At 54.3% G+C, this 17711-nt stretch carries 12 protein-coding genes and 3 pseudogenes; 11 read left to right on the top strand and 4 right to left on the bottom strand.

All coding sequences use genetic code 11. The annotated features are described in order from the left end of the window. Positions 1 to 11: 11 nt before the first annotated feature. The gene (locus tag ABRP98_RS04300) at positions 12 to 968 is read right to left on the bottom strand and encodes an aspartate carbamoyltransferase catalytic subunit (protein ID WP_237800886.1); all 957 of its coding nucleotides are present in this window, start codon (positions 966 to 968) and stop codon (positions 12 to 14) included. Beyond that, positions 965 to 1573 carry a bifunctional pyr operon transcriptional regulator/uracil phosphoribosyltransferase PyrR gene (gene pyrR, locus ABRP98_RS04295; protein WP_284771923.1) on the bottom strand — a complete coding sequence of 203 codons (609 nt, stop codon included), beginning with the start codon at positions 1571 to 1573 and terminating at the stop codon, positions 965 to 967. Before pyrR ends, ABRP98_RS04300 begins: the two co-directional genes overlap by 4 nt. A gap of 144 nt (positions 1574 to 1717) precedes the next feature. On the opposite strand from pyrR, the gene ABRP98_RS04290 reads away from it, so the two are divergent. Beyond that, positions 1718 to 3061, top strand: coding sequence for a TIGR01777 family oxidoreductase (locus tag ABRP98_RS04290; RefSeq protein ID WP_349857685.1), 1344 nt, complete (start codon positions 1718 to 1720; stop codon positions 3059 to 3061). A 39-nt stretch (positions 3062 to 3100) separates the two neighbouring features. On the opposite strand, the gene ABRP98_RS04285 is transcribed toward ABRP98_RS04290, so the two are convergent. Beyond that, entirely contained in the window at positions 3101 to 3598 is a 498-nt protein-coding gene (locus ABRP98_RS04285; protein WP_284622922.1) for a 3'-5' exonuclease, read from the bottom strand. Positions 3599 to 3631: 33 nt separating this feature from the next. On the opposite strand from ABRP98_RS04285, the pseudogene ABRP98_RS11795 reads away from it, so the two are divergent. The 7 genes and pseudogenes from ABRP98_RS11795 to ABRP98_RS04255 form a co-directional block, all read left to right on the top strand. Further along, positions 3632 to 3769, top strand: a pseudogene (locus ABRP98_RS11795) (IS256 family transposase); the annotation flags it as partial. Between the two features lie 370 nt (positions 3770 to 4139). Continuing rightward, on the top strand, positions 4140 to 7085 hold the full coding sequence (locus ABRP98_RS04280) for an SNF2-related protein (protein WP_349857684.1): 2946 nt from the start codon (positions 4140 to 4142) through the stop codon (positions 7083 to 7085). A 22-nt stretch (positions 7086 to 7107) separates the two neighbouring features. Then, positions 7108 to 9060, top strand: a complete 1953-nt coding sequence (locus ABRP98_RS04275) for a site-specific DNA-methyltransferase (protein WP_284784168.1) — start codon at positions 7108 to 7110, stop codon at positions 9058 to 9060. Positions 9061 to 9069: 9 nt separating this feature from the next. Further along, entirely contained in the window at positions 9070 to 12003 is a 2934-nt protein-coding gene (locus tag ABRP98_RS04270) for a restriction endonuclease (protein ID WP_349857682.1), read from the top strand. Between the two features lie 73 nt (positions 12004 to 12076). Further along, complete coding sequence (locus ABRP98_RS04265; RefSeq protein ID WP_349857680.1) at positions 12077 to 13891, top strand: ATP-dependent nuclease; 1815 nt, start codon at positions 12077 to 12079, stop codon at positions 13889 to 13891. A gap of 2 nt (positions 13892 to 13893) precedes the next feature. After that, positions 13894 to 15666: a UvrD-helicase domain-containing protein gene (locus ABRP98_RS04260; RefSeq protein ID WP_284622927.1), complete on the top strand. Its 1773-nt coding sequence runs from the start codon at positions 13894 to 13896 to the stop codon at positions 15664 to 15666. 376 nt (positions 15667 to 16042) lie between these two features. Beyond that, positions 16043 to 16183 (top strand): hypothetical protein, encoded by a 141-nt coding sequence (locus ABRP98_RS04255; RefSeq protein WP_284622928.1) that lies wholly within the window; start codon positions 16043 to 16045, stop codon positions 16181 to 16183. A 199-nt stretch (positions 16184 to 16382) separates the two neighbouring features. On the opposite strand, the gene ABRP98_RS04250 is transcribed toward ABRP98_RS04255, so the two are convergent. Beyond that, positions 16383 to 16562, bottom strand: a complete 180-nt coding sequence (locus tag ABRP98_RS04250; RefSeq protein WP_284622929.1) for a hypothetical protein — start codon at positions 16560 to 16562, stop codon at positions 16383 to 16385. Here ABRP98_RS04250 and ABRP98_RS04245 point away from each other — a divergent pair. From ABRP98_RS04245 to ABRP98_RS11790, 3 genes and pseudogenes are all read left to right on the top strand, one after another. Next, a pseudogene (locus ABRP98_RS04245) lies at positions 16525 to 16848 on the top strand (DDE-type integrase/transposase/recombinase); the annotation flags it as partial. The gene ABRP98_RS04250 and the pseudogene ABRP98_RS04245 overlap by 38 nt on opposite strands. A 2-nt stretch (positions 16849 to 16850) precedes the next feature. After that, positions 16851 to 17114: an integrase core domain-containing protein gene (locus tag ABRP98_RS04240; RefSeq protein ID WP_284622954.1), complete on the top strand. Its 264-nt coding sequence runs from the start codon at positions 16851 to 16853 to the stop codon at positions 17112 to 17114. 436 nt (positions 17115 to 17550) lie between these two features. After that, positions 17551 to 17652, top strand: a pseudogene (locus ABRP98_RS11790) (hypothetical protein); the annotation flags it as partial. Between the last annotated feature and the right edge of the window lie 59 nt (positions 17653 to 17711).

Below are 17711 nucleotides of genomic sequence, written 5' to 3'. Positions count from 1 at the left end.
CTCTGCCCGAATTAAATCCCGGCGTTATCGCCATTGGTCAGCAGCGTAAAAAGCACTGCCATGCGCATGTGGACACCGTTATTGACCTGCTGCAATACCGTGGTTTTATCCATATCGGCCACGGCGTAGTTGATCTCCATGCCGCGCAGCATGGGACCTGGGTGCATGACGATGGCATCCTTGTGCAGCGCCGCGGCTCGCTGCTGCGATAGCCCGAATAGCTGCGCATACTCGCGGTGAGACGGGAAGAAGCCGCCGTCCATGCGCTCTTGCTGCACGCGCAGCATCATCACGACATCGGCATCTGCAAGCTCTGCATCAAAGTCATAGGACACGCGGACCGGCCACTTGTCCACGCCCCACGGCATCAAGGTCGCAGGGCCCACGAGGGTGACCTCCGCGCCCAAGGTGTGCAGGAGATCCACGTTGGAGCGCACGACGCGCGAGTGCAGGCAATCGCCCACAATCTTTACCTTCAGGCCCTCGAAGCCATTATCGCCGCGCAGACCTAGGCGCTGGCGCATCGTGACGGCATCGAGCAAGGCCTGCGTCGGGTGCTGGTGCGCACCGTCACCGGCGTTGATAACGGCGGGACCATGCCCATCCGGGTCCACCCACTGGGCCAGCTGTTGCGGCGCACCGGAGGACGGGTGGCGCATGATGATGGCATCGGCACCGATGGCCGCCAGGGTCAGGCCCGTATCTTTGAGGGACTCGCCCTTTTTCACGGACGAGGTCGACGCCGAGAGGTTGATCACGTCAGCGGACATCCACTTGCCGGCCGTTTCAAAGGACGAGCGCGTGCGCGTGGAGTTTTCATAGAAAAGTGTATAAATAGTGCGCCCGCGCAGCGTCGGGAGTTTTTTAACCTCGCGGCCATCGAGCGCCTCGCGGAAGCGATCGGCCTCATCCAGCAGGCCGATGATTTCTGCGCGGGATAGTTCCGCGCTATCGATGAGGTGTTTCATGAGTGCGTTCCCCTTATCTGCGCGGCATCGCCCGCGGACGTAGAGCGGGTGAGGACTACGGCATCGCGGCCATCGATGTCTTGGATATATACGGAGACATCTTCTTCCCGCGCCGTAGGCAGGTTCTTGCCCACATAATCGGCGCGGATGGGGACCTCGCGGTGCCCGCGGTCAACCAATACGGCCAACTGGATAATAGAAGGCCGACCAACATCGCCCACCGCATCGAGGGCGGCGCGGATGGTGCGGCCGGAATAAAGGACATCATCGACCAAGATGACCGTGGCATTATCGATGCCGCCATCTGGGATGGAGGTCGGTTGCAGGGCGCGGTGCGGGAAATTGCGCAAATCGTCCCTGTACAACGTGATGTCGAGCGAGCCCCATGGAACGGGGACCCCGGAAAACTCGTGTATTTTCTGCGCGAGGCGCTCCGCTAGGGGCACTCCGCCTGAGGGGATGCCCAGCAAAATGACCCGCGGGGCCTCCGCGGAATCGAGCGCCGTCTTTTCAATAATCTGGTGCGCGATGCGTGCAACGGTACGCGAGACATCATCGGCGCTTAAAAGCTCCAATTCGTTCGCGTTCACGTCAGTTCCACTCATCGTGACCTCCTTCCCCGCCTCACGGTGCGGTCCTTAAAGGATGCCTGTCAATGAACTTGTAGACGTCTATGCTGATAGACACGTATTACTCTAGCACCTTACCCACCCGTGGGTGAGGCTTAGCCGAAAGAGGTGCATCACGCAGTGAGTTTCTCCGCGCAGCACGTTGTCCCAGCTTCCCGCGAACGCGTCTGGCAGTGGCATACCCGGCCAGGGGCGTTGGCGCGCCTGAACCCACCTTTCGCATTCATGAAGCCCGTGCAACAGGCCACCGATCTGGGCGATGGCACCTCCCTGCTCGCCCTGCCCGGCGGATTGCAGTGGACGGCCCAACACGACCTTGCGCGCTACCAGGCCGGCTATAGCTTCAGCGATGTGTGCGTCAACGCACCCATCCGCAAATTTGCCAAGTGGCGTCATACGCATCGCTTTGCCGATCACCCAGACGGGACGCTGATTACGGACGAGGTAGATACCCGCATTCCCGCCACCGCCCTCACCTCGGTATTCGCCTACCGGCAACACCAGCTCATCCAGGATATTGCCTTTGAAAACCGCCTGCGCGAAGGCCAGCTCGGCCACAAGCCGTTGACCATCGCGATGACCGGCTCTCACGGCAGCGTGGGCAGCGCCCTGACCGCGCAGCTACAGACCCTGGGCCACACCGTGATCCAGCTCGTGCGCGGCACCGCGCAATCCGGCCAGCGCGAGTGGCGCCCGCACCACCCGCGGCCCGATCTCCTCGAGGGCGTCGACGTGCTCGTACACCTAGCCGGCGAGCCCATCTTTGGGCGCTTTAATGACAGCCACAAGTCCGATATCCGCGACTCCCGCGTGGGCCCCACCGAAAACCTCGCCCGCCTAGTGTCCACCACCGATTCCGTGCAGGCCATGGTGTGCGCCTCTGCCATCGGCCTCTACGGGTCTGAGCGCGGCGATGAGCTGCTAACCGAGGACGCCGAGCGCGGCGAGGGCTTTCTTGCCGATGTCGCAGTGGACTGGGAGAAAGCCTGCGACCCCGCCCGCGAGGCCGGAAAGCGCGTGGTCAATATCCGCACCGGCATCGTGATGTCCGGAAACTCCGGCCTGCTACCACTCTTGCGTGCGCTATTTTCCACTGGACTGGGCGGTGCCTTTGGTGACGGCAACTTTTGGTACAGCTGGGTAGCACTAGACGATCTCACCGATGCCTATATCCGCGCCATCGTGGATGAGAGGCTTGAGGGTCCGGTCAATGGGGCATCGCCAAACCCAGTGCTCAATAAGGACTTCGTCTCTTCCTTAGGAGCCGAATTGCACCGGCCCACCATACTGCCGATCCCCCAATTCGGCCCCGCTTTGCTCCTGGGCAAGCAAGGCGCGCAAGAACTGGCCTTGGCCGACCAGCGGGTGAAGCCACAGGTGCTCGAGGACATAAGCCATACCTTCCGCTACCCCACCATCGACGCCGCCTTGGCGCACGAACTCGGCGGCGAAAGCCTGCTGTAGGCCCCGCCCATTGCAGAGCCCCTGGCGGACGAAACGCCCCTACGCAGGCAAGAGCTCCGATGCCTCCCCGACCACGCTGACTAGAAGCATGTCGCGGGCACGTGAAGCCGCAACGTAGAGCAGTGCTCGTTCGCGCTGCAGCGCTTCGTCGGCCTCTGCAGGCGCCAGTCCCTTGAACAGGTAGCGCTGCGGGAGGGCCTCGGCGTTGACGTCAAGGAGGATGACGTGGGTAAACTCCAGACCCTTCGCGTTGTGCATCGTCATGACGGCCACCGGGCGCTCCTGCGAGGTACGGCGGCCGGCGCTAACGGCAACCTCAAGCTCGCCCAACTGCCGGGCAATCTCCTCACCGCGCTGGTTGGTGCGGGTGAGCACGCCGATGGAAACGTCCTCCTCGCCTTGCGTCCATTCCTTAATGTGGACGGCAAGCACCGCGGCTTCCTCCGCTTTGGAGGAGGAGTGCACGACAATGGGTGCAGGACCCTGGCGCACCGAGTGATACCCGGTGGGCTCATCCACGTCCTCTTCGGAGTCCACCCACTCAGTGCCCTCCAGAATCGCGGTGGCATAGCCCAGAGGGCAAAGCAGTCCAAACGAGTCTCAGCGACAGCCGGCAGACTCATGAAAGGAGCCCCAGTTTCCGGCTGGAAACACGCCATCAACCAGATGGCCGTGGCCTACCCCGACAGCTTCGACAATTACCTATAAAACTAACCCCACACTCAAACAACTTGACACGCTCAAGCTAAATACACATTCGATCCATCCGCGATCGGGCCTGACCCCCGGTGTGTCTACTTTCCGAGACCAAGCCCTACCCTCCCTCAATCCTGAGAGCGCCTCTGAACCAGATAAACTTACTAATTCGCCCCTTCCTCGCTAGCAAACCACCTTCACAAGTCGAGTAGCAAGACTGGCCCAAGGCTGACTCTAGATCGTTAGCATGAATGAATGATTGGGTTCAACACGGCACCGCATAGAAACAGAATCTATTGGAGGCGTTTCACCCATCGCGCCCCGCCCGCTAAAGTTGAATAATGCCGACGCATGCAAGCAGTTTCACTACATCGGGAAAATTATGATTCAGAGCCCAGACCAGTCTGTACCGGAGAGCACACGCCGTGAGAATCCCGGAATCTCCTTCGGACAACACCTCTCCAACCATCAAGCGAAGTATTTCGCGCACGAGCTTGAGCGGAGTTATGCCAATGACCATGTCGGCAAGCTTGCAGGACTGCTTTTCGACGCCCAGGTGGAACCCAAGCCTCACCAGATTGAGGCAGCATTATTCGCACTGAAGGGGAACGCGACAAGAGGCGTCGTGTTGGCTGATGAAGTCGGCCTCGGTAAGACGATCGAGGCAGGCATTGTTATTACGCAGAATTGGGCAGAGCGTAAACGCCGCATCCTGATCGTTGCTCCTGCCAGCCTCCGGCAGCAGTGGAAACAGGAGCTGTACGAGAAGTTCTTGATCCCATCCGAGCTGCTTGACTCAAAATCCAAGGCAACGCTCCTGGGTAACAAGACGCCTGGTCAGGTCTTGATTGTCTCCTACGAGTTTGTCCAACAAAACAAGGCGGATCTGATGCGTCCGTGGGACTTAGTCGTTGCCGACGAAGCCCACCGTCTACGTAACTTCTATAAGGGCAAGAAGCATGCCAAAGTAGCGCATTCGGTCGGTGAGGTTTTTGATGGCGCAAACAAGGTAGTGCTGCTCACCGCAACCCCACTACAGAACCGTCTAGAAGAAATCTACGGTCTTGTCTCCATTTTCGACCCAGAGTACTTTCGATCTATCGATGTTTTCCGCGAACGGTATGTGAAAGCAGGAAGCACCGGATTCAGTCCCGATGATTTGGCGGAGCGCGTCGGCCAGTTGACCAAGCGCACCTTGCGGCGTGATGCAGAGAAGTACATCCGGTTCACCAAGCGTGATCCATTGACCGTGAAGTTCCAACCTTCACAGGCGGAACTGGATCTTTATGAGCTGGTCAATGCCTACCTCCAACGCGATACCTTGTACGCGTTCAATGACTCGCAGCGAGCGCTTTCTTCGCAGGTGATGCGCAAGCGGTTGGGTTCCTCAACATACGCCGTGGGAATTACGCTTCGTAGAACAGCGAATCGGCTGGCAGAGGAACTGGCAGCAGGTCAGCCGCACAGCATTCGTATGCCACTGTTCGATTTCGATAACGACATGCTTGATGAAGAGCAGGCAGCATATGAGGCGTTTGGTGACCTCGTGGAGAAGCACGAAGACTGGTCGGACCCGGAAGTCCGCAAAAAAGTGCAGAGCGAGATTGATGAGCTCAGAGAGTACGCGACGCTCGCCGAATCGATCCACCAAAATCAGAAGTCACTGAAGCTCGGGGAGGCCATTGAACGTGGCTTCGCGAGACTGCGTGAGGTCGGTGCCCCTGAAAAGGCCATCATCTTCACCGAGTACAGCGACACCCAAAACTTCATCGCAGAAACCCTGCGCCAAGCGGGCTACGCCGAAGGGCTGGTACTGTTCAATGGTCAAAACGATTCGCCTGAGGCGACTGCGATTTATCAAGAGTGGCTCACAAAGAATGATGGTAGCGACGTCATTACCGGCAACCCGTCGGCGGATCGTCGAAAAGCTCTTGTTGACTACTTTCGTGAATCCGGCTCGATCATGATCGCAACGGAAGCGGCCTCAGAGGGCATCAACCTGCAGTTTTGCTCAATGCTGATCAACTACGATCTGCCGTGGAACCCGCAGCGGGTAGAACAGCGAATAGGCCGCATTCACCGTTATGGCCAAAAGCACGACGTTGTCATCGTCAACTTCTTCAATGAGGGCAATGCGGCTGAGGCTCGTATCTTGGAGCTGTTAGAAAACAAATTCCACCTCTTCGATAGCGTCTTTGGCGCTAGTGACGAGGTGCTGGGCCGCATTGAGAGTGGTTTCGACTTCGCTCAGGAGATTGCGAAGATCTACGACAGCTACCGCACTGCTGACGAGATCAACCGGGCGTTCAAGGAGCTTGAGAAGAAGTACGCCGCCGCTGTGAGCAAGGACATGGCTGAGGCGAAGGCGAAGGTTTTCGACAACCTTGATCCGTCAGTGCGTGACCGCTTGAAGTCCTACGACGAGCAGTCTGGTGAGGTACTGAACAAGTTTGAGCGGCTGCTCCTCCTCCTGACCATTCACGGCTTACAAGGCAAGGCCACGTTTGAAGGCGACGGCCGCAACTTCGTGCTGAACACGCCACCAGCTGCCGGTATTGCGACTGGCCGTTACCACTTCAAATCCTCGCCAAGCAGCAATTCCAAGCAGTACCGCTATCACAGTGATCTTGCGAAGTTCGTCATCGAAGACGCTCTGACAGCGGACACGTCGTGCCAGACGCTCGTGTTCGACATCAGCAAGTCCGATCGTGTGAGCTCCCGGATGAAAGAGCTGGCTGGAGAATCTGGTTCCCTGACTGTCCAAGGGCTGACGTTCAAGATGAAGGCCAACGACAGCGATATTTCCGAGAGTTACTTGCTCGCTGCCGGCATCACCGATTCCGGCGAGGTACTGAACCAAGAAGATGCAGCAGAGATGATGGATCTGCGCGTCGTCGACACGCTAGATATAGCCGAGCCACTCAACACAGATCTCTTTGCGGCAACAATTGACCAACAGCGGGAGTTTCTGGAGAAGGAAGTCCAACACCGCAACTCGAGCTACTACAACCAGCAAGAAGAACTGCTTGAAAGTCAGATTCTTGACCTCGACACAGAGCGCAGGAAAGCGGTCCGTGAGCTTGAGAAGAAGCGAAAAGACTTGCGTAAAAAAGCTACTCAAGCTGACGACCCGATGGAGCAGCTGAGGTTCAAGAAGAAGGCCCGAAAACTTGACGACGAAATCGATTCGGTCGAGGACCAATACCGAAAAGAAAAGCGAAACCTCCGTGATAATGTCGACGAGTTGCTTATTCTGATTAGGCAGTCGCTTCAAGGCAAGAGGTCTGAAAAAGAGCTGTTCACTATCCGGTGGCAGATCAAGGCGTAAATGAAGGTAGTCAAAAGGAAGAATGATGAGCGAAGAGCGAGACATGACCAACGAAGTTCCTGGCAGCAGCCCCGATTTCCGTACCGAGCTGGCCGAGCAGCTCGCCGATCTGGTGCCGGAAGCGATTGCTGACGGCAAGATTGACGTAGAGAAACTCAAGGAGCTTCTCGAGAGCGACGCCTCAGACACCAGTGAACGATTCGGCCTGTTCTGGCCCGGCAAGAAGCGTGCTATGCGCGCAGCGCAGACTCCGACGACAGCGACGCTCCGCCCAGATAAGGAAAACTCCAAAGACTGGGACACGACAAAGAACGTCTTCATTGAGGGCGATAACCTCGAAGTGCTGAAGATTCTGCAGAAGCACTACCACGGCAAGATCAAGATGATTTACATCGATCCGCCGTACAACACAGGCAAAGACTTCGTGTACCCCGATAATTACAAAGAAGGCCTCGAGACCTACCTCGAGTGGTCCAAGCAGGTCAACGGAGACGGTAAGAAGCTCTCGTCCAACTCGGAGTCCGAGGGCCGGTACCACTCCAACTGGCTCAACATGATGTACCCGCGGTTGAAGCTTGCAAGGAACCTTTTGACCGACGATGGCGTGATCTTCATTTCGATTGATGACCACGAAGTCGCACAACTTCGAAAACTCCTTGACGAGATTTTTGCCGAATCCAATTTTATTGAAAGCTACATATGGGAAAGCAATTTCCGGCCAGACAATTCTTCTCGAATAGAGCGTGAAAATGCACAACACGTCCTTTGCTACGCACGCAATAAGGGGAATCTTGAAGCTTTAGTAGGAACTGAGAAAGCAACTGAGGGTCTACCATCGTTAACAAAAAATTCGATGAAACTCGCCACGCTTTCTTTAGAACCAGAATGGGTGGATTTGCTCATACCCGATGGTCACTATGTGGCAGGAGAAAAAGCTGGGGGCTATGTATTAGAAGATGATCTTTCTGTACGAAACGGCATCGCACAAAACGCCTTCCGGATTACAGGAAGAGTCATTTGGTCACAGGCCTATCTTGAAGAGCAGGTCAAGAATGGAACGAAAATCGTTATTAAGAGCGACGGGTTTGTGCCGTACTCTAAAAAGACTAATACCTCTAGGCTTGCTCCCAACACCTTGATACCAAGGGAAATCGCTGGAGATGTTCTTGCCGGTAATGCCGAAATTAAGAAGCTCTTTGGTAAACAAGTTTTCAATCACCCAAAGCCCACTAACCTGCTTAAGTATTTAATCAGATCGGTAATGATTGATGACTCAGACGGCATCGTCCTCGACTTCTTCGCGGGCTCCGGTTCAACTGCCCACGCAACGATGTCATTAAACTTAGACGATTCTGGAAGTCGCAGCTGCATTTCAGTACAGCTTCCTGAACCAGTGCCCGAAGGCAAGGTCGCTGACAGTATGGGATTTAAGACTATTTCGGAGGTATCCCGTGAACGTCTAGACCGCGCAGGATTGGCAATTGCCAAATCGCTTGCCGGAGACGCGAGCTACAGAGAAACCCCTTTAGACACCGGCTTCCGCTCCTACAAGCTCGCCGACACCAACTTCACCAAGTGGCGTTCCGACTCTGACGCCGACGCGACTGCGCTCGAACAACACCTGCTGGATCTCCGTGAAAGCGCCGACGACAACGCCACCCCTGATGATCTTCTCACCGAGATTCTGGTCAAGCAGGGCCACTCGTTGGTTGAGCAGATTCGTGACCGCGATATCGACGGTCTGTCGTATAAAGCGGTGGTTCGAGTCGATGACGAAGACGGCGAAGAAAACACCCTGGTGCTCGCGTACCTTGATGAACACACCAAGCCAACCCTGAAACAGCTCCGTGAAGCTATGGAGGCCAAGCCAGCTCAGTTCATCATGCTCGAGGATGCATTCCAAGGCGATGATCAGCTGAAAACCAACCTGGCGCAAATCTGCAAGACCAACGGCATCGAGCTCTGGACGGCGTAAAGGATCGACATGAAATTCAAGTTTGATGCTAAGCAGGAGTACCAGGTTCAGGCGATTGGTTCAGTAACCGATTTGTTCGAAGGTCAGCCTAATGACGTCGGGGACTTTCTGACTACGTTTCAGGCCGAACGTGTTCTGCCAGAGACCAGCAACCAGGCGCTTGACATAGATCTGAGTGAAGAGGTTGGGGCTGTCGGCAACAACTTCATGTTGGATGAAGCAACTGTGCTCGAGAACCTCAAGGTGGTGCAGAACGAGCAGGGGCTTGAACCTGCAAGGGAGCTTGTCGACGGCCTTCAGTTCGACATCGAGATGGAGACCGGCACCGGCAAAACCTATGTGTACCTGCGCACGATTTTTGAGCTGGCAGAAAAGTACAACTTCACCAAGTTCGTCATTCTCGTTCCCAGCGTTGCGATCCGCGAAGGCGTGAAAACAAGCATCGAGCTCATGCACGATCACTTCCGCCAGCTATACCCTGCGTCCCCGTTTGATTATATGGTCTACAGCGGTAAAAACGCTGAGGAAGTGCAATCCTTTGCGACGTCGACAAGCATTCAGATCATGATCATGACGATCGGCTCCGTACGCGGCCGTGGAAACAACTTGATCATGAACCAAACCCGCGACAAGCTCAACGGGTTGCGGCCGATCGATTTCCTGCGTGCGACACGGCCGATTCTGATTATGGATGAGCCGCAGAACATGGAGTCTGAACTATCCAAAACGGCGCTGGCAGGCATGGATCCGGCGTTCATTCTTCGCTACAGTGCGACGCACCGCGAAACGCGAAACCTTACCTACCGTTTGGACCCGGTTGATGCTCATGAGCTGGGACTAGTCAAACAAATCGTTGTGGCGGAAGCCACGGAGCATGGTGGCGACGCCAAGCCGTACATCAAACTTCTTTCCGTCGATAGCAATCCGTGGCAGGCGAACCTCGAGTTGGTGTGCCGTAAGAAAGACGGATCGCTAGCCCGCCAGGTGAAGAAGGTGAAGCAGAATCAAGACCTCGAGAAGGTTACCGGCAACCCCGCCTACGACAACAACTGGCGAATCAATGAAATCAACCTCGATGGCCCAGAGTTTATCGAGCTAACTAACCACGGCATTCTCCAAGTCGGCGAATCAATCGGCGGTAATGACGAGACCGTGTACCGCGAAATGATCCGCGAAACCATCCGCGAGCATTTCCGCAAGGAATCGCTGATGCGCCCCCTCGGCATAAAGGTGCTGAGCCTCTTCTTCGTGGATAAAGTGGCCAGCTACCTAGGAGACGGTGCCGACAACACCACTGCCGACGGCAAGTTCGCCCAGTGGTTCGACGAGCTCTTCATGGAGGAACGAGACCGATTCCCGAAGTACAAAGACCTGCTCCCACAGGACCCAATTGAACTGCGGCGCGCGTACTTCTCGCAGATCAAGAAAGGCGTCTACGGCGACACCTCAGGTGAAACCCTCAAGGACGACGACTCCTACGACCTCATCATGAAAGACAAAGCCCGTCTGCTGAGCGAAGACGAACCCGTGCGGTTCATCTTCTCCCACTCTGCGCTGCGCGAAGGCTGGGACAACCCAAACGTTTTCCAAATCTGCACCTTGCGTGAAATGGGGTCCGAGACCGAACGCCGCCAAACAATCGGACGTGGACTGCGACTTCCTGTGAACCAAAACGGCGAGCGTGTAGCGGACCGTTCCGTAGCCCAACTCACCGTCGTCGCTAATGAGTCCTACCAAGAGTTCGCCACCAATCTTCAAAAGGAATACAAGAAGGCCGGTGTGGCGATTGGGTACATTCGCAAAGGTGACTTTGCCAAGCTGCCGAAACCCCACACGGAAAAGCAAGAAAATTTAGGGTTCACTACATCCGCCGAGATCTGGGACCACCTGAAACAGCGTGGCTTCCTGAACAAAGACGGTTACGTCACCGCATCCTTCACCCCGGATGCCGATGACTTCTCCCTAGGCATGGCAGCAGAGTACAGCCCCGTGGAAGAGGCGGTCATCGAGGTACTGCGCCGGGCGAATATTGAGCATTACGTAAAGCCGAAGCGTGCTCGAACGACGCGCAAACTGAACAAGCAGCTGTACTTTCAGTCGCGCGAATTCGAAGAATTCTGGGAGAAGATCAGCCAACGCACGACCTATAGCGTCTCAGTTGATCGCGATGTACTGATCAAGAACGCCGTACAGAAGATCAAGAAGGTCGAAGAGATTGCGCCCCTTCGAATCGAAGTGAAGAAAGCCCGGTTGACTGTTGCTCGCGGCGGCACCAAAGGCTCAGAAACAAGCAGCCGTACAGCCGAACTGCGAGGCGGGTACAAGCTGCCGGATATCGTCTCTGAACTCCAAGAAGCAACGTCACTCACCCGCAGGACGATCATCGACATCCTCATCCAGAGTGACCGCCTCGACGAATACATCTCCAACCCGAACGACTACATCAAGATGGTCAAAGGCATCATCGAAGCCGAACTCGCCGCAATCGTCACCGAAGGCGTCCAATACGAAAAGATCGGCGGCAGCGTGTACTCGCTCACCGAACTACAGCAAGACGGCATCGAAGAAAAGCAATACTTCCTGGATAACCTCTACAAAGTCAAGAACCGAAAGAAAACCGACTATGACTTCGTTGTCTACGACTCCGAAGCCGAGCGCCGATTCGCCGAACTCCTCGACGACCGCGAGGACATCAAACTGTTCCTGAAGCTACCGCCGAAGTTCAAGATTGATACCCCGGTCGGACCATACAACCCCGACTGGGCAATCGTGAAACAGGTAGACGGAGAAGACAGGTTGTACATGATCCGCGAAACAAAGAGCACGATGGTCGAGCATCTCCTGCGCACAACCGAGCAGGCCAAGATCGATGCCGCCCACGAGCACTTCAAAACGATTGGGATTGACTACGCGAAGGCGGTCCCGGGGAATTGGAATATTTAGGATGATGAAAGCTCGATGATTATTGGTAAGTGCAACCTGTAAAGATACAACTCAAATAACGCAAGGTGATGTGATGAGCGCTGACATGGCAGAAGCAACCCCTAAATCCCTCTGGTTGTCTCACCTGACAATTCGTAATTTCAGGTCCTGCAAGAAAACTGAAGTGAAGTTTCAACCGGGAGTCACTCTACTTGCAGGTGAAAACAATGCAGGAAAATCCAACATTGTTGATGCAATCCGACTGGGACTCGATCCCCTCAGTGGTCGAGCAACCCGCTATTTTGAAGCCGACGATTTAACCGAGGATGCTGCTGGCCCCATCGACATAGCTCTAGAGTTCAAGGATCCAACAGATTTCCAGAAGGCATTATTCATCAACGGTTTGGATCTAAAGACCGAGACTATTCAATACCAGACGTCGTATTTGCCACCTACGCAACAGATACCACGGGGTAAGCGGGTTCGCACCGCAGGAGAACCTCGTGGTGCGGACTCCGATTTCGAAGCACGTGCAAAGATCAACTGTGTATACGTGGAGCCCCTTCGCGATGCCAAATACCAACTTGCGTCCGGGAACGGTAGGAGACTAGGAACAATCCTTAACGCACTGCTAAGCGAAGAAGAAAAGCGTGATTTTGAGCAGAACGCGAAAGACGCGTTCGACAAACTGTCCTCCGAAGGCCCTATCTCTACGGTCAGTGGCACAATCCAGTCGCATCTGGCTGCCCTCACAGACCCTATTCGAAGCCAGACGGTCGAAGTAGATTTTGAGACCCCAAAACTCGAAAAACTAGCTCGCGCCCTCCGGATGAAGATGGCCGAAAAAGGTATCGATCCCCGTGACTTAGATTCTTCTGGTCTCGGCTACGCAAACTTGCTCTTCCTCTCAACAGTGTTACTTGAGCTATCGGTAGTACGAGAATCAGAGCTGACCATTCTTCTCATAGAAGAGCCCGAAGCTCACTTACACCCGCAACTACAAGGCGTCCTTTTGGACTTCTTACAAAGCGCTGCAAAAGGAGAATTCGATGTCACCACTGGTGTGAGTATTAGAGGCCGCCTACAGGTTATCGCCACTACGCACTCTCCATCGATCGCCAGTGCAGTGGGAGTGAACGACATTGTGATCATTAAGTCCGACAATGAGTCGGGTACCCACGCCCTTGATCTTCAATCCGTAGACTTCGGGAATGGGAAAAAGCGAGATCATAGCATTAGAAAAATTAATCAATATCTAGATGCGACGAGATCTGAACTGCTGTTTGCACGAAGGGTAATCCTTGTGGAGGGTATTTCAGAAGCAGTTTTACTACCCGCGATCGCTGAACGCTTTCTTGACAACGAGTCAGAACGACTCCGCAAATTCAAAGCTTGTACCACCATCATCGTGGGCTCAGTTGACTTTGAGCCTTACATAAAGTTGCTAACCCACTCTTCTCCGAACCAACAAAGCATTGTTGAAAAACTCGTCCTTCTCACTGATCAGGACCCCAACATGTGCGGAGCAGCTAACAGTACAGCCCGTGGTCCAGCATTTGAAGACAACGATCGTTTCTGTCGAGTAGTGTCCCCCTACACTCTCGAAGTGTCTCTACTAGGAGATGAAAATGAGAATATTGATCTCTTGAAAGAGGCTTACCTGCAACAACACTCACGGTCCGGGGATAAGTGGGACAAGATTAATGACAGTGAGAACCCTCAGCGGACGATGTACAGGATGATGGGGCAGAACCAGAGTGCTGATGAATTTCTGAATATTCAAAAAGGACAGTTCGCGCATGATTTAGCGATTCTTTTACGTGAGTGGAAACCCGATGGCTCATTCAAGAATGAATTCGAGTGCCCAGAACAGCTAGCTCAGCTAATCAATTTTATTACGTGTGATTGATCGTGAATACATTCAAACCTACGCCTGAACAGCAAGACTTGATTGAGCACTCCGGAAGCAATCTTTTCGTAACTGCAGTTCCTGGAGCTGGGAAAACCAGGACGATGGCTCAGCGATTTGCTCGGCTAACGCGCAAGATGTTCTGTGACGATCGACGCGGAGTAGCTGTCCTTTCATTCACAAATACTGCCGCGACGGAGATAGAAGAAAAAGCCCGAGACGTCGGAGGGGACCTGACACCTCCAAACTTTATCGGAACTATCGATAGTTTTTTGCGCCGATTTCTCGTAGTTCCGTATATCAAATCGCGGTTGGACGCAGTTCCAGACATTCGCGATGAGTGGGGCGATTTCGGGGACCTAGCAAAGTTTCGGATCCCAAACGGCGTTTTTCGAAACAGCATCAAAGATGCTTCGCTCGCAGAAATTAAACGCACCACCTATAAACCAAGTTTTGACCTAGTACAGAAATGTGGTGGCTACCTATCGCCTAATGGTGAAAAACTATTCACAGAGTCAGTCAAAGAGAAAATCAAAGCACTAAATCGATTGGGATACTTCGATGCAGATTCAGCCCGTGAAGTGGCTTCGCAACTACTAAGTAATGACTCCCCTCTTATTGATATCCTCGCGTCTCGCTTCCGTGAGGTAATCCTGGACGAAGTACAAGATTGTAATCAAACAGACTTGCTTTTACTCGATGGCCTGTATAGAAGAGGGGTGGGATTGACATTAATCGGTGACCTCGATCAGGACATCTATGGCTTCAGGGGTTCGAATGCAGAGAACGTCCGAAACTTTTGCAACGAGCGAGCTTTTGAGCCGATTGCCATCACACGCAATTTTCGTAGTACTCCCGAAATTTGTAAATTTGTGTCCGCTTTACGGCGGGATAAGGAAATCAAAGATGATCCGGCGCGAGAATCTTCAGGGGTGCCATTGAAGATTTTTTACTACTCGAAATTGGACAACGTTTCAGATTTACGTGACTTTCTTGATTCATCTTCAAACACCGGCGAGCAGTCAACTATTCTCGCCTCGACCCATGCTGTACTTGCTGAAGCGAGCCAAGGGGAGAATAGGAAATCGACAAAGACGATCACAAAATCAAAACGAATGATTACCGGGATCACCCTGCTGCTTGACTCCTACAGTGCACCAAGCCAGAAAAAGAAGGCTATCAATCTTATTGAAAGGGGGATCGTAGAAAACTGCAAATTTGAAAATGGAGACGAGATTCAGGATCGTCAGATGCTCGAGGACTATCTGGAGTCTAAGGGCGGCTCGCTAAACCTGGTCGCACTGGATATCGCTTTTGCAGTAAAACCTCTTTTGAAAGCTGAAGCTCCCCGAGCCACAGTAAAAGATCAGATCACAAAGAAGCTGGGAAAATGGGGAATATCCCTAAAGAAGCGGGTCCAAATCGTCTCGAAATCGAATGATTGGGAAAGGTCATTCTCTCAAACGCGCAGTTCCCCTAAAACAAATACAGAGACTATCCACGGATCTAAGGGCATGCAATACAATCGCGTAATTTTGGTCCTAGACACAAAGGGAGTAAACCAAAAGCGTCCGACCTTTGCAGAAAACTTGCTCACCCCATCAGTGGAAACGAAAGATCATGCCACGGCCCAACGCCTGTTCTACGTCGCTGTGTCTCGTGCGCGCAACGAACTAGTCCTTGCTGTCGACCACAGATTGAAAGAAAGCTTGGAGAGTTTCCTTTCAAACCACGCCATAGAGTTTGAGCAAGTCGCTACCCCAATTGGCCATTAGTAGTGCCAAACCTGAGCCGTATGCAACCGGCTTCTAGGTAGGGCCCTAGCTGTCGACATCAGAGCAATTGAGCTTCAGTCAATGCCCTCACCCACGAACCACAAGAAGGGCAATACCCAATCTCTTGGCTGTCCCCCTGAGGGGTACTGGGTTTGTGACGGGCATGGACTTACATAAGAGATACTTGGCCCCATGACTGTTGCGAAGTACGATCAGGGGACCCGTGAGCGCGCGCTGCGCTTGTACTACGAGGCTGTGGCTGAAGATGGGTGCCACGAAGCCCGGTGCACGCCGAAAGATCGGCGGGATGCTGGATATCACCCCAGCCACACTGCACAATTAGATCCGCAAAGCTGAGGCCACCAATGCGCAGGCAATGGCGGAATCCGAGCAGGAAAAAGACGCGGAGCTTGCTCAACTGCGCAAGGACAATCGCCAGCGCAAAGAAGCAAACGAGAACCTTCAAGTTGGCCTCAGCTTTTTAGCCCAGGCGGAGTTTGACCGCAAACTAAAATAGTCGTCGCATTTATCGAGAGGTACCGGCACCACTACTCCATCGCGCGGATGTGCCGGATCTTGCGCACCGCCACTATGACATTTCGGAGTCGACGTATCGCCGCTATCGCAGCCGGGCTTGTGGTCCGACTGACCCCGAATGAGAAGACGCACATGCAGCACATAGGCTCTTATGATATCTGGGCTCGCCATAGGGGCGTCTACAGGCGCAGGAAGCTGTGGAAGGCTGGGCCATAGGCCGCGACCAGGTAGAAAGATTGATTAAAATTCTTGGCATCCAGAAAGTACTGCGGCGCACGGCGATCCGAACGACGCCGTCCCATCCCGGCGACCCGCGCTGTGATGACCACTGCACACGCGCTTGGGATGGCGTTACTCACCCGAATCAGTAGTAGGGGGAATTTTACCTACATATATACTCACCAGGGCTTTTGCCACGTTACATTCATCACCGACGTCTACTCCGGGAGGTTCCTTGGATACACGGTGTCACGGACCAAACAGTCTGATTTCGTCCTGGATGCGCTGCGGCAGGCCTTGAGCGTTCAAAACCGCTACGACGCGAAGTTTAGCGCTGTGAGCATCATCCACCACTCGGATGCCGGCTTTCAGTACACCAGCTCTCAACTGCGTAAATTGATTGAGCGCGAAGGCATTACCGGGTCTCTATCGGCACCGTCGGTGATGCCTGGGATAACGGGCTCATGGAGTCCATTATCGGGCTGTTTAACAGCGAGGAGATCGACCACCATCCCAGGATGCGAACATTCGCCACCTGGAAAGAGGTTGAACGGGCCACCGATAAGTGGGTCAACTGGTACAACACCAAACGCCTTTACGGCTCCATCGACTACGTCCCGCCGATCGAATACGAGGCCTGCTACTATCACAATCATCCGGAAACGGATACGACCGAAGCCCAAGCGGCTTAAACACCACCCTCCACAAACCAAGGCCGATTCAGGTCCCTCCCCACTCGGTATGGCAAGTCCCGTCGACTTTGAAAACCACACCGGTTCAACCACCAGCAGAAAAGAACTAGCTGCCTCACCACTAGGCAGCTCCGCTACGTGTCCACGAATTGCGGGCAACCCCACGACTCGTTGGCCAATTCTCGTTCAGGGAAAAGGAGCGCGCTCCGGATGCAGGCGCCGAAATCTCGGTCGACGCTGCGCGGCGAAGAGTCGCAAACGCGCAGCGCAAGCTCGGCCAGCTTGTTCACGGACCGGCGCTGTCGCACCTCTCAACCGTCGACCGAAGCTTCTTGGTGTACATGGCCCACAATGATGGCCCCACCAAAATGTCGGATATAAAACCCGTTTCAATCAGACTGACTCATACGAGGGCAACTATCGCCGACGACTTCTCGACGCCGAAATGATCACCACTACCGGCCACGGCGAAGTCGACTTCGCTTTGCCATACAAGCGCGATTGCCTCCGTGAGCATGCGGCAAGCCTCATCGCTTAGGACTTCGATTCTCAGTAGCAGGAAAGCCCCACTCCCCCGTGCGCTGCACGCCGTACCTC

It is taken from the genome of Corynebacterium sp. KPL2838 (assembly GCF_040225455.1).
In the GTDB taxonomy this organism is placed as follows: Bacteria; Actinomycetota; Actinomycetes; order Mycobacteriales; family Mycobacteriaceae; genus Corynebacterium; species Corynebacterium rhinophilum.
The sequence above is the reverse complement of the archived record's forward strand: the minus strand, read 5'-3'. Positions and strand labels throughout refer to the sequence as shown.

Coding starts and splice junctions, on each gene's coding strand:
- ABRP98_RS04300 (WP_237800886.1), bottom strand. CDS start 968: ATGAAACACCTCATCGATAGCGCGGAACTATCCCGCGCAGAAATCATC.
- pyrR (WP_284771923.1), bottom strand. CDS start 1,573: ATGAGTGGAACTGACGTGAACGCGAACGAATTGGAGCTTTTAAGCGCC.
- ABRP98_RS04280 (WP_349857684.1), top strand. CDS start 4,140: ATGATTCAGAGCCCAGACCAGTCTGTACCGGAGAGCACACGCCGTGAG.
- ABRP98_RS04275 (WP_284784168.1), top strand. CDS start 7,108: ATGATGAGCGAAGAGCGAGACATGACCAACGAAGTTCCTGGCAGCAGC.
- ABRP98_RS04270 (WP_349857682.1), top strand. CDS start 9,070: ATGAAATTCAAGTTTGATGCTAAGCAGGAGTACCAGGTTCAGGCGATT.
- ABRP98_RS04265 (WP_349857680.1), top strand. CDS start 12,077: ATGAGCGCTGACATGGCAGAAGCAACCCCTAAATCCCTCTGGTTGTCT.
- ABRP98_RS04255 (WP_284622928.1), top strand. CDS start 16,043: ATGGCGGAATCCGAGCAGGAAAAAGACGCGGAGCTTGCTCAACTGCGC.